The organism is Streptomyces sp. NPDC050504 (genome assembly GCF_044458065.1).
Lineage (GTDB): Bacteria > Actinomycetota > Actinomycetes > Streptomycetales > Streptomycetaceae > Streptomyces.
Window position 1 is genome coordinate 417,059 of sequence record NZ_JBITHO010000001.1, and the last position, 12,293, is coordinate 429,351.

At 72.3% G+C, this 12,293-nt stretch carries 10 protein-coding genes and 1 riboswitch; of the genes, 7 read left to right on the forward strand and 3 right to left on the reverse strand.

The window, feature by feature from the left end:
* Window positions 1–224: 224 nt before the first annotated feature.
* The 7 genes from ACIBNE_RS01805 to ACIBNE_RS01835 all read left to right on the forward strand — a co-directional run bounded on the left by ACIBNE_RS01805 (window position 225) and on the right by ACIBNE_RS01835 (window position 9,238).
* Window positions 225–1,409, forward strand: a complete 1,185-nt coding sequence (locus ACIBNE_RS01805) for a hypothetical protein (RefSeq protein WP_399268382.1) — start codon at window positions 225–227, stop codon at window positions 1,407–1,409.
* Between the two features lie 6 nt (window positions 1,410–1,415).
* Window positions 1,416–1,901, forward strand: a complete 486-nt coding sequence (locus ACIBNE_RS01810; protein WP_399268384.1) for a hypothetical protein — start codon at window positions 1,416–1,418, stop codon at window positions 1,899–1,901.
* Window positions 1,898–3,817 (forward strand): GMC family oxidoreductase, encoded by a 1,920-nt coding sequence (locus ACIBNE_RS01815; protein ID WP_399268386.1) that lies wholly within the window; start codon window positions 1,898–1,900, stop codon window positions 3,815–3,817. The genes ACIBNE_RS01810 and ACIBNE_RS01815 overlap by 4 nt, the downstream gene beginning before the upstream one ends.
* Entirely contained in the window at window positions 3,814–5,625 is a 1,812-nt protein-coding gene (locus ACIBNE_RS01820) for a peroxidase family protein (protein ID WP_399268388.1), read from the forward strand. The genes ACIBNE_RS01815 and ACIBNE_RS01820 overlap by 4 nt, the downstream gene beginning before the upstream one ends.
* Window positions 5,626–5,707: 82 nt before the next feature.
* Window positions 5,708–6,682 (forward strand): patatin-like phospholipase family protein, encoded by a 975-nt coding sequence (locus ACIBNE_RS01825; RefSeq protein ID WP_399268390.1) that lies wholly within the window; start codon window positions 5,708–5,710, stop codon window positions 6,680–6,682.
* Between the two features lie 301 nt (window positions 6,683–6,983).
* A riboswitch (cyclic di-AMP (ydaO/yuaA leader) is annotated at window positions 6,984–7,163 on the forward strand.
* Window positions 7,164–7,167: 4 nt separating this feature from the next.
* On the forward strand, window positions 7,168–8,199 hold the full coding sequence (locus tag ACIBNE_RS01830; RefSeq protein ID WP_399268392.1) for a peptidoglycan DD-metalloendopeptidase family protein: 1,032 nt from the start codon (window positions 7,168–7,170) through the stop codon (window positions 8,197–8,199).
* A 220-nt stretch (window positions 8,200–8,419) separates the two neighbouring features.
* Window positions 8,420–9,238, forward strand: a complete 819-nt coding sequence (locus tag ACIBNE_RS01835; RefSeq protein WP_399268394.1) for an SGNH/GDSL hydrolase family protein — start codon at window positions 8,420–8,422, stop codon at window positions 9,236–9,238.
* Here the strand turns inward: ACIBNE_RS01835 and ACIBNE_RS01840 are convergent.
* The 3 genes from ACIBNE_RS01840 to ACIBNE_RS01850 are packed head-to-tail and all read right to left on the reverse strand — an operon-like array spanning window position 9,210 to window position 12,293.
* A complete protein-coding gene (locus tag ACIBNE_RS01840; protein ID WP_399268396.1) occupies window positions 9,210–10,130 on the reverse strand; it encodes an STM4011 family radical SAM protein in 921 nt (306 codons plus the stop codon). The two genes, ACIBNE_RS01835 and ACIBNE_RS01840, sit on opposite strands and share 29 nt — an antisense overlap.
* A 7-nt stretch (window positions 10,131–10,137) precedes the next feature.
* On the reverse strand, window positions 10,138–11,478 hold the full coding sequence (locus ACIBNE_RS01845; RefSeq protein ID WP_399268398.1) for an STM4012 family radical SAM protein: 1,341 nt from the start codon (window positions 11,476–11,478) through the stop codon (window positions 10,138–10,140).
* A complete protein-coding gene (locus tag ACIBNE_RS01850) occupies window positions 11,475–12,293 on the reverse strand; it encodes an STM4013/SEN3800 family hydrolase (RefSeq protein ID WP_399270007.1) in 819 nt (272 codons plus the stop codon). Before ACIBNE_RS01850 ends, ACIBNE_RS01845 begins: the two co-directional genes overlap by 4 nt.

Here is a 12,293-nt window from a genome sequence, read left to right on the forward strand (position 1 = left end):
TTCCCGCCGGAAGGGAGGCGTGGGGCGGGCGCGCACGCGGTGACACGGGCGCGGGCCGTTCCACCGGGCCGTACGCCGCCATTGCCAGGCATACCGCCCCTTGTTGTACGCCGGGGAAAACAGCGCGGGAAGATCGCCGAACGGGCCCGAAAGTCACGTATCCCCGCATCAAGACCGGCGAGTAGCGTCGCAGCCCCCTGCCACGGTTTGGGAGGCAATGCGCGATGCCTGATCCCCGGCAGCACGAGACGGGCGACACCGGCGGAGCCGGAAACACCGGCGGCGCCGAGAACGAAGCAGCCAGCAAAGCAGCCAATGAGGCAGCCGGCGAAGCAGACAGCAAGGCAGCCAACAAGGCAGACAACAAGTACGAGCACTACGAGGGCGGCAGTGCCGAGGCCGAGCGGCAGGTCTTCGCCGAACTCGCCGGGCGGATCGTGCGCGTCCAGGAGGTGAACCGGCGCAAGGGACGGCTGCCGGGGCCCGACCGGGCGTTCCACGCGAAGACCACGCTCGCCGTCGACAACGCGCGGATCCGCTTCCGCGACGACCTGCCGCCCGGCCTGACGGTCGGGTACGCCCGGCCCGGCGCGGAGTACCGGGCCGTCGTCCGGTTCTCCAACGCATCCGGGATCCCGCGGCCCGACGCGGCGCCCGACCTGCGCGGCATCGCCGTGCGCGTCGTCGTCTCCGACCAGGAGCGGCACGACCTGCTGCTGCTCAACACCCCGGCGTCGCACGCCGCCAACGCCCGCGAGTTCGTCGGCTTCTCCGTCGTCATGGCGGGCGCCACCGGCACCCTCTCGGTGGCCTGGCGCTTCCTGGTGAAGCTGCCGCGCGCGGTGGGCTGGAGCGCCGCGAACCGGATGCGCCGCACCCTCCAGCGCGCGGTCGGCCGCAAGGTCGTGAGCCTGACCCGGGAGACGTACTGGAGCCAGGGCCCGGTCCTGTGGGGCAACGCGGGCCCCGTGCAGTACCAATTGCGGCCCCGCGCCCGGGACGCCTCCGCCGACCCGGACCAGGACCCGGCCACTGCCCCGGCCCAGGCCCCGGCCGCCGACCGCAAGGACCCCGACCGGCTGCGCACCGAACTCGCCCGGCACCTCGCGGCCGGCGACGTCGTCTTCGAACTGTGCCTCCAGCGCTTCGTGGACGAGCACACCACCCCCGTCGAGGACGCCTCGGTCGAGTGGCCAAAGGACCAGTCGCCGCCCGTGCCCGTCGCCGACGTCACCCTCCCCGCGCAGGACGTCACGACGGAGGAGGCGCGCGCCCGAGCGCACCGGATCGACCAGCTCGTCTTCACCCCGTGGCGGACCACGGAACCCTTCCGTCCGCTCGGCAACCTCAACCGCTCCCGCGACGCCGCCTACGGCGCGAGCAGTTCGCGGCGACTAGGACAGGAGTGACGGCACATGTCGAAGAAGCGCGACAGGAAAGCGGCCGCGGCCGAGCGCAGGCCCGCCGCGGTCTACGGACTCGCCGGGATCCGGCTCTTCAACGGGGTGGCGGGGCTGCTCGCGCCCGCGCTCCTGATCAACCGGCTCGACCGGGACTCCGAGCCCAACCCGGCCGCCGTCTACGCCTTCAGGCTCTTCGGCATCCGCACCATCCTCCTCGGCCTCGACCTGCTCACCAGCAGGGGCGAACGCCTCCAGCAGGACCTGCGCGAGGGCGTCCTCATCCACGGCAGCGACACCGTCACCGCCGCCATGCTCGGCATCCGCGGCCACCTCCCGCCCCGCACCGCGCTGATGACCACGCTCATCTCGGCGGGCAACACCGTGCTCGCCGTGCGCGCGCTGGGCAGCGGCCTGCTCCCCGGCGAACCCGCGGCCGGCGCGTCGGCCAAGGCCCCCGGCAAGCCCGCGGGCAGGTCAGCGGGCCGGGACAAGAAGTGACCGGCGCCCTGGAGGCGTACGACTACGTGGTCGTCGGCGCGGGAGCGGGCGGCGGACCGCTGGCGGCCAACCTCGCCGAGGCCGGGATGCGGGTGCTGCTGCTGGACGCGGGCGGCGCCGAGGAGAACGACAACTACCTCGTGCCCGCGTTCCACGGCGACGCGTCGGAGGACCCGGTGCAGCGCTGGGACTACTTCGTGCGCCACTACGCGGACGACGAGCAGCAGCGGCGCGACTCCAAGTTCGTGCCCGACAAGGGCATCCTCTACCCGCGGGCGGGCACGGTCGGCGGCTGCACCGCGCACCACGCGATGATCACCATCTACCCGTACAACCGCGACTGGGACGCGATCGCTGCCGAGACCGGCGACAGCTCCTGGAACAGCACCGCGATGCGCGGCTACTTCGAGCGGCTGGAGCGCTGCGGCTACCGGCCCCGGCCCAAGGCCCTGCCGTCCAACAAGCTCCTCGCCGCGCTCCTGGAGCGGCTGCCGTTCGTCTCCGACCGCTACGTCAACAAGTCGCGGCACGGCTTCGACGGCTGGCTGCCGACCAGCCTGGCCGACCCCGGACTGATCATCCAGGACAAACAGCTCCTGAAGGTGATCCTCTCGGCGGCCGAGAACGCCCTCACCGGTTTCCTCGGCAGGCCGCTGTCCCCGCTCGAAGGGCTGACCGCGCTGGTCGACCCCAACGACTGGAGAGTGCAGACCCGGGCGCTCCAGGGCCTGTGGCAGATCCCGATCTCCACCTCGGGCGGCCGTCGCAGCGCGGCCCGCGAACGGGTCGCCGACGTGCTCGGCAGGCTGCCCGAACAGCTCACCGTCCGCACGGGGGTCCTCGTCACCCGGGTCGTCCTCGACGAGGAGGGCGCGGCGACCGGCGTCGAGTACGTCGACCTGCCGCACGCCTACCGCGCCGACCCCGGCTTCGAGGGCGGCGAACTGCCCGAACCCGTCCGCGTGCTCGCCTCCCGCGAGGTGATCCTCTCCGCGGGCGCGTTCAACACCCCGCAGCTGCTGATGCTCTCCGGCATCGGGCCGCGCGAGGAGCTGGAACGGCACTCCATTCCCGTACGGATCGACAGCCCCGGGGTCGGCGCGGGCCTCCAGGACCGCTACGAGGTGGGGATCGTCAGCCAGATGGTCAAGGAGTTCCCGATCGTCAAGGACTGCACGTTCCACGCCCCCGAGCCGGGCGCCGAGCCCGACCGCTGCTACCGGGAGTGGCAGCGGGGCAAGGGGCTCTACACCACCAACGGCAACGTCATCGGCATCAGCCGCAAGTCCAGTCCCGAGCTGGACGCCCCCGACCTCTTCATCTTCGGCTTCCCGGCCGACTTCCGGGGCTACTACCCGGGCTACTCCAAGGACTCGCTGCGCCACAAGGACCGGTTCACCTGGGCGATCCTCAAGTCCCGCACCCACAACACCGGAGGCCGGGTGCGGCTGCGCTCGGCCGACCCGCGCGACACCCCGCTGATCAACTTCCACCACTTCGCCGAGGGCACCGACAAGGACGGCGTCGACCTCGACGCGATGGCCGGGGCGGTGGAGTTCGTACGGGAGATGAACCGCGAGGCGGGCGAGGTCGTCACCGGCGAGCTGTGGCCGGGCGAGCACGTGCGCGGCAAGGACGCCGTGCGCCGCTTCGTCCAGGACGAGGCCTGGGGGCACCACGCCTCGTGCAGCTGCCGGATGGGCCGCGCCGACGACCCCGCGGCGGTCGTCGACAGCGCCTTCCGGGTGCGCGGAGCCAAACGTCTGCGCATCGTGGACGCATCGGTCTTCCCGCGCATCCCCGGATTCTTCATCGCCGCGCCGCTCTACATGATCAGCGAAAAGGCCAGTGACGTGATCCTCGCCGACGCATCGGCCGCCACCCCGCGCACCACTTCCCGAAGGGGTACCTCATGAACTACCGGACCTCCCTGCCGTGGCGGATCGTCACGGGCGTCGCCGAGTACCTCGACCGCCGCATCGGCTGGGACAAGCTCCCCCTGCCGCTCGGCCTGGCCACCCTGCTCGGCCTGCGCGTCAGGCTCCGCCAGGAGAACCTGCACGACACCAACAAGATCCCGGCGGTCAACGTCCCCGAGCCCGCGCCGCCCGTCGAGTCGAACAAGGTCAACCGCACGTCGGACGGCAGCTACAACGACCTCGACAACCCGCGCATGGGCATGGCGGGCACCCGCTTCGGCCGGAACGTCCCGCTGGACAAGGTCCCGCCGGTCACCCCTGAGGACGTGCTCTCCACGCCGAACCCGCGCGAGGTCTCGCGCGCGCTGCTCACCCGCAAGGAGTTCATCGCGGCCGAGTCCGTGAACTCGCTGGTCGCGGCCTGGCTCCAGTTCATGATCCGCGACTGGTTCAGCCACGGCACCAGCCCGGCCGACCGCCCCTGGACCGTACCGCTCCTGGAGGACGACCCCTGGCCCGAGCGACCCATGCAGATCATGCGGACCCCCGACGACCCGACCCGGGACCCGCACGCGCCCGCCGGCACCCCCGACACCCGGATCAACGTCTTCTCGCACTGGTGGGACGCCTCGCAGATCTACGGCAACAGCGACGAGGAACTGCGCGCCCTGCGCACCGGCGAGCACGGCAAGCTGCACCTGTGGGACGACGAGCGGATGCCGTTCCCCTCCGACCCGGCCCGCGACCCCTCCCGCATCCCCGGCTTCTGGCTCGGCCTGGCCCTGCTCCAGTCGCTCTTCACCCGCGAGCACAACGCGATCTGCGACCGCCTCCACCAGGCGTACCCGAACTGGAACGACGAGGAGGTCTTCCAGCGCGCCCGGCTGGTCAATGCCGCCCTGCTCGCCAAGATCCACACCGTGGAGTGGACCCCCGCCGTCATCAGCCACCCGACCACCGTCACCGCGCTGCGCACCAACTGGTGGGGGCTCGCGGGCGAGCGGGTGCACAACCTCTTCGGCCGGATCAGCGACAGCGAGGTCGTCAGCGGCATCCCCGGCGCGAAGCACGACCACTACGGCATCCCGTACGCGCTCACCGAGGAGTTCGTCGCGGTCTACCGCATGCACCCGCTGGTGCGCGACGACTGGAAGCTGCGCGGCGCGAGCGACAACGAGACGCTGCGCGACTGTTCGTTCCGCGACATCGCGGGACCCGAGGCGCTGAAGGTCCTGGAGAGCATCTCCACGACCGACCTGCTCTACAGCTTCGGCACGCTGCACCCCGGGCTCGTCACGATGCACAACTTCCCGAAGTTCCTCCAGGAGTACGAGCGCCCCGACGGCCACCTCCAGGACCTGGCGGCCACCGACATCCTGCGCTCGCGCGAACTCGGCGTGCCCCGCTACAACGAATTCCGCCGGCTGCTGCGGCTGAAGCCCGCGGCGACCTTCGACGAGCTGACCGACAACCCCGAATGGGCCAAGGAGATCAAGCGGCTCTACGGCGGCGACGTGGAGAAGGTCGACCTCACCGTCGGCATGTTCGCCGAGAAGCTGCCGCGCGGCTTCGCCTTCAGCGACACCGCGTTCCGCATCTTCATCCTGATGGCGTCGCGCAGGCTCAACAGCGACCGGTTCTTCACCGACCACTACACCCCCGAGGTGTATTCGAAGGCCGGACTCGACTGGATCGACGACAACACGATGGTGACCGTGCTGCTGCGGCACCACCCCGAACTGCGCGCCGCGCTCGCGGGCAAGACGAACGCCTTCGTGCCCTGGAACGTCGCGGGCCGGGAGTGAGCCCGTCGGCAGCGGGCCCGTCGGCAGCGGGCCCGCCGGCCGGGAACGGAGCGGCGGGACAGGAGAGGCGGGAGGAGAGCGGATGACTGCGGGAGACCGCGCGGATCTCGTACTGGAGGGCGGCGGCGTCCGGGGACTCGGCTCGGCGGGAGCGGTGATCAGCCTCCTGGAGGACGGCTACAGCTTCCCGCGCGCCGCCGGGACCTCGGTGGGCGCCATCGCGGCGGCCTTCGTCGCCGCGGGCGTCGGCGCCAAGGAGCTGCGGGCGATCATGGACAGGCTGGACCTGGCCCGGATCCCCGACCGGGCGCCGCCCGGGATACCGCTGCTCAGCGAGGGCGTGTCGCTGCTCACCGGGCGCGGTGCCTACCGGGGCGAGTGGATCAAGGAGTGGCTGACCGAGGAGCTGGCCGACCTCGGCGTGGAGACCTTCGGCGACCTGCGGTACGACGACCCGGGCGCATCGGCCGACCTGCCGCTCGACCAGCGCTACAAGCTGGTCGTGATGGTCACCGACGTCACCCACGGGCGGCTGCTGCGGCTGCCCTGGGACTACCGGCGCTACGGCCTGGACCCGGACGAGCAGTCGGTCGCGGAAGCGGTGCGCTGCTCGCTGTCCATCCCGTTCTACTTCCAGCCCTGCACGCTGACCGACCGGGCCACGGGCGAGGAGTCCGTCATCGTCGACGGCGGCGTGCTGTCCAACTTCGCGGTGGAGATCTTCGACCGTACGGACGGCGAGGAGGCGCGCTGGCCCACCTTCGGCGTACGGATCCTGCCGGACCTGCCCGCGGGGATCGCCGAGCTCTTCCCCGCGCTGGCCGTGGTGATGTCGCCGCCGCTGAAGCTGGTGCAGCAGGTGGTGGCGACCGCACTGGTGGGCCGCGACCAGACGCAGCTGGAGCGGCCGGGCGTGCGCGACAGGACGATCACGGTGCAGTGCGCCGGGGTCGGCATCACGGACTTCCAGCTCGGGGACGAGGGGCGGGAGGCCGTGGTCGACGAGGGCAGGAAGGCGGCCGCGGAGTTCCTGCGGCGGCGGAGGGAGGAAAACTGAGGAGGGCCGAGGAGGGCTGCGTACGGCTGAGGAGGGCCGAGTACGGCTGAAGAGGCCTCCGCGCCGGGCGGGATGTCCGGATTAGGAGAATGCGCACGCATGTCTCCGGGGCCGTGAGCTGGATCATAGGCGTGACCGTGCGTCGCGACGTACAGAAGTAAATTCCTTTCCGAATCCGGGAATTGGACGCCCGTATTCGACAGAGGGTGACGAGAATCCATGCCGATCAAGAGGCATGGATTCTCGTGTTTCCCGAGTGGCTTGTTCCGGTGGAGCCGGGTCGATTACGGTCACCGTCAATCCGGGTGGACCGCCGAATCCTGCCACCTCCCGGAATCCGCACCCATCCACGTGTGGCAGGAGCGGGGGACCCAGGCAGTACGCCGAGACACCTCGGCTCGGGGTGAAGCCGCGCAGCAGCGCGGCCGGGCATCTCCAGCCCGAACCCGACAGCTCACCTCGCAGGCGCCGGAGAGGAATTCGCCATGCCCGCGAAGGGTAAGCACCGCCGTCCGAAGTCGAATCCCGTCTCCCGCGGCATGGTCGTCGCAGGGACCGGCGGCGCCGCACTGGCGCTGCCGCTGTTCGCCGCCACCGGCGCGAACGCCGCTCAGAAGGCGGCGCCCGCCGCCGCTCCCGCCGCGTCCGTCGCCGCTTCCGCCCAGACCTCCGCCCATGCCTCCGTCCAGGTCGCGGTCAAGGCCGCGCCGCAGGCCGCGCCCGCGCAGGCGGCGCCGGCCACCACCACCTACTCCGTGCGGACCGGCGACCACCTCTCGAAGATCGCCGACGAGCACCGCCTGGCGGGCGGCTGGCAGAAGCTGTACGCGGACAACCGCGCGACCGTCGGCGACGACCCCGGGTTCATCCTGCCCGGCATGAAGCTGACCCTCGGCGGCAAGGCGAAGGGCGGCGCGGCGGCGGAGTCCCGCGAGGCCGCGCCGCGCGCCGAGCGCTCGCACAAGGAGCAGGTGCCGAAGGCGTCGTACTCCTCGGGCGACCAGGGCTCGTCGGAGTCCTCCGGCGACCGCGGTTCGTCGAACGACCGGGGCTCGTCCTCCGGCGAGGAGCGCGGCCGGGAGTCCGGCGGTTCCGGGCGCGTCAGCGGCGGCGGCTTCACCACCCCCGTCTCCGGCGCCAACGTCACCACCCAGTACCGCGCGTCGGGCTCCAGCTGGTCCAGCGGCTACCACACGGGCGTGGACTTCGCGGCCTCGTCCGGCACCACCGTCAGGGCCGTGGGCGCGGGCACCGTCGTCTCGGCCGGCTGGTCCGGCGCGTACGGCAACGAGGTCGTCATCCGCCACACGGACGGCACCTACTCCCAGTACGCGCACCTGTCCTCGCTCGGCGTCTCCTCCGGGCAGGACGTCGACGGCGGCGACCGGATCGGCTACTCGGGCTCCACCGGAAACTCCACCGGACCGCACCTCCACTTCGAGATCCGCACCGGCCCCGGCTACGGCTCGGACATCGACCCGGTCTCCTACCTCCGGAGCCACGGCGTCTCGCTCTGACCCGCCGGCCCCTCGGAGCGCCCGGCCGGGCACCTCGCGGTCCGCGCGGCGCCCCCGTCCCGCCCCCGCCCCTCCCCGGGCAGGGGCGGGGGCGGGGGCGCCGCGCGCATTCGCGCTTATTCCGGCTTTACCAAAAACTGACCGGGTGGGCTATGTCACCCCACGTCAACCCCTTATTACGGTCGCGTAAGTCACAATCGGACAGGCAGGATGTTCGTTTGTGGCAGACGATTCGAGATTCAATAACAGTGGCGCCATCGGGTCGTACGCGGCTGTCGGCGACAGCTTCACCGAGGGCGTCGGAGACCCCGGCCCCGACGGAACCTTCGTCGGCTGGGCCGACCGGCTCGCCGTCCTCCTCGCCGACCAGCTCCCCGAACACGCCTTCCACTACGCCAACCTTGCCGTCCGCGGCAGGCTCCTCGACCAGATCGTCGAGGAACAGGTCCCGCGCGCCAAGGAACTCGCCCCCGACCTGGTGACCTTCTGCGCGGGCGGCAACGACATCATCCGCCCCGGCACCGACCCGGACGAGGTCGCCGAGCGCTTCGAGCGTGCCGTCGCCGACCTGGCCTCCTCGGTCGGCACGGTCATGGTGACCACCGGCTTCGACACCCGGGGCGTGGCCCTGCTGCGCCATCTGCGCGGCAAGATCGCCACGTACAACGGCCACGTGCGGGCCATCGCGGACCGCTACGGCTGCCCGGTGCTCGACCTGTGGTCCCTCAAGTCCGTCCAGGACCGGCGCGCCTGGGACGACGACCGGCTGCACCTCTCGGCCGAGGGCCACACCCGGGTCGCGCTGCGCGCGGGACAGGTGCTCGGCCTGGAGGTCCCGGCCGACCCCGACCAGGAGTGGCCCCCGCTGCCGCCGCGCGGCACCCTCGAAGTGCGGCGCGACGACATCCACTGGGCGCGCGAGTACCTGGTGCCGTGGATCGGGCGACGGCTGCGCGGCGAGTCCTCGGGCGACCACGTCGAGGCCAAGGGCGACGTCGACCCGTACGAACTCAAGTCGCTGATCGAGCCGCGCGTCTGACGGACGGGTCGGGCAGCCGGACGGCTGCCCCCGCCCCCGCCCCTCTCGCCCCCGCCGTCGGTATCCGCTCCAGGACCCCGCCCGCGAACGCGTCGTACAGCGGCAGCGACTCCAGGTGGACGTACCCGATGTGGCAGTCGCAGACGGCCAGCGGGCAGGCGCGCGGCCGCAGCGCGGCGCGGTACGACCCGTCGTAGAGGTTGCCCAGCTCCGCCCGGACGAAGTGGCAGCGCCGCACCGTGCCGTCGCCGTCCACCGAGACGACGGACTCGCCGGTGCGGCACGGCAGCCCCGCCGAGCGGTGCGGAACGCGGCTGTAGGGGAACAGCGGGTCGATCCCGGTCCAGACCTCGGCCTCCGCGTCTGTGTAGGTGTGGCCTTCGGCGGCGTTGACCCACAGGTAGACGTGCGCCGGGAGGTCCGCGCGCAGTCGGCGGGCGTGCTCCAGGTGCTCGGCGAGGCCGACGACGCCGACGCTGAACCGGATCCCGCGCGCGGCGAGGTCGCGGCACTTCGCCAGGAACCTGTCGTACGGCGTCTGACCCGGGTGGTACGTGCACCACAGCGCGACCGTCTCTGGATCGGCGTCCGCGAGCCAGTCCGTGCGGCAGCTGAGGTTCGTCTGGATGGCCACCCGGCGGACGTGCGGCAGCCGCGAGAGCTCGGCCAGCGCGCGCCGGTACCAGGAGCGCACCAGGCCCTCGCCCCACGGGGTGAACAGCACCGACAGCCGGTCGTCCGTCTGCTCGGCCGCCCAGCCCGCGAACCGCTCCAGCGCGGCCCGGTCGGCGCGCAACTGCTCGCGGCTGTCGCGCCGCTTGGCGAACGGGCAGTACGGACAGTCGTAGTCGCAGGAGGCCAGCGGCCCCCGGTAGAGAACGGTCAGGTCCACGCGGGCCTCACTTCCTCTCGTACGCGGCCATGGCGGCGCGCACGGCGGGGGAGAAGAGCATCGGGCCGAGCGCGTCGGAGTGCGCCAGGCCCTCCGGGCTCAGCCGCAGCAGCCCGTCGGGCGCGGCCCCGTCCAGCCAGCCGAGCGCGGCGAACCGGGCCAGCTCGGCCGGGAAGTCCTCGGCGGGCGGACGCCCGAAGCGCGCCGCGTACTCGGCGCTCTCCAGGCCCTTCGCCTGGAGCAGCGACTGGAGGAGGTGGCGGCGCCCGGCCTCGTTTGCCCCGTCGCCGTCGACCCGGTAGCCGACCTCGGCGCGGTCGAAGTCCTCGGTCTCCGTGTACGCGTCGATGATCGTGCGTATCTCCCGCATGTCGACGGCGTAGTCGAAGGAGTAGTGCAGCGCCGAGGTGTACGAGCGGGCGCCGCAGCCCAGGCCGATCATGCCGTCCGTCTGGCAGGCGTAGTCGTCGGGGCCCTCGTGCACCGGCCCCGGGCGGCGGAACATCCGCATCGACACCTGTTCGTAGCCCCGGGCGACGAGGTGGTCGCGGCCCCTGCGGTACAGGTCGAGCCGCTGCGCGTCCCAGGCCGCGTCGCCGCCCGCGCCCAGCCTGCCGAGACCGGTCAGCGGGCGCACGTACAGCGGATAGAGGTACAGCTCCTCCGGCTCCCAGGCCAGGGCGGCGTCCAGCGAGTACCGCCAGGTCTTCGGGGTCTGCCCGTCGATGCCGTAGATCAGGTCGACGTTCAGGACCGGGATCCCGGCGTCGCGGATCCGCCCCAGCGCCGCCTCCACGTCGGCGCGGCGCTGCGGACGCACCGCCGCGCGCGCCTCCTCCTCCACGAAGCTCTGCACGCCGATGCTCAGCCGCGTCGCGCCCCGCTCCGCGAGCACCGCCAGCCGGTCGGCCGTCGCCGTGGACGGCGAGGTCTCCACGGAGAGCGGTACGGCACGCAGGTCGGCACCCATCCGCTTCTCGGCGATGTCGCAGAGCCGCGTCAGCTCGTCGGCGTCCAGGAAGGTCGGCGTGCCGCCGCCGAAGGCGGCCGCGGCGAACCGCACCGGCTCCGCGTCGCCCAGGGCCTCGCGCACGGCGACGGCCTGGCGCTCCAGCGCGTCGAGGTAGCGCGTCGACAGCTCGTCGGGCGCGCCCACGCGGGTGAAGAGGTTGCAGAAGCCGCAGCGCACCTCGCAGAACGGCACGTGCAGGTAGAGCGAGAGGGCGTCCTTGCGCTCACCGGCCCACAGCTCGCGCAGCGCGGGCCTGTCCGGCAACGGCCGGTAGGCCGTCTTGTGCGGATAGGCGTAGACGTAGCTCTCGTACGGGCGGGGTGTCGTCCCTGTCATCGGGCGCCCTCCGTGTCCCGCTCCAGGAAGAAGTGCGCGTACGGCACGGTCCACACCGCCTCGTGGCCGATGCGGTGTCCGCTGTAGCCGTCGTCCCCGTACGCCGTGCCGTGGTCGGAGCAGACGATCGCGAAGCAGCGGCGGCGGCTGCTCGCGGCGGCGAACAGGCGTCCGATGTGCCGGTCGACGTACTCCAGCGCGGCGGCGTGCGTCGCGCGCGAGTCGCCCGCCCCGCGGGTGGCGCCCGGCAGGTGGAACCAGTTGGGCTGGTGCAGCGAGGGCACGTTCACGAAGAGGAAGAGCCGCCGCTCGGCGGGCAGGTCGCGGACGACCCGCTCGGCGCGGGCCACCTGCGCCTCGAAGGACGTCGGCGACGCCACCCCGAACTCCGGCTCCCAGTGCGCCTCCTGGAACATCCCCGGCAGTACGGAGCCCAGCGCGCCCTGTCGGTTGAAGAAGCCGACCCCGCCGACGCACACCGTGCGGTACCCGGCGTCCGCGAGCCCCGACACCAGGTCGGGGGTGTCGAAGACGTAGGTGCGCCCCGCGGTGGTCTCGCTGCCCGCGAAGCGCGCGGCGAAGAGCCGGGGGTGCGGGCCGGGCGCGGCGGGCGTGGGCAGGAACCCGGCGAACATCGCCTGGTGCGAGGCGAAGGTGAAGCTGCCCGGGGCGTGCCTGCGCTCCCAGACGCCGCCGGGCAGGTGGCGGGCGATGTGGGGGATGCGGCCCTGCTCCGCCAGCTCGGCCGCGACGTCGAAGCGGAGCGTGTCCAGGGTGACGAACAGGATGTCGTCCCGGCCCACGACGTCGTTCAT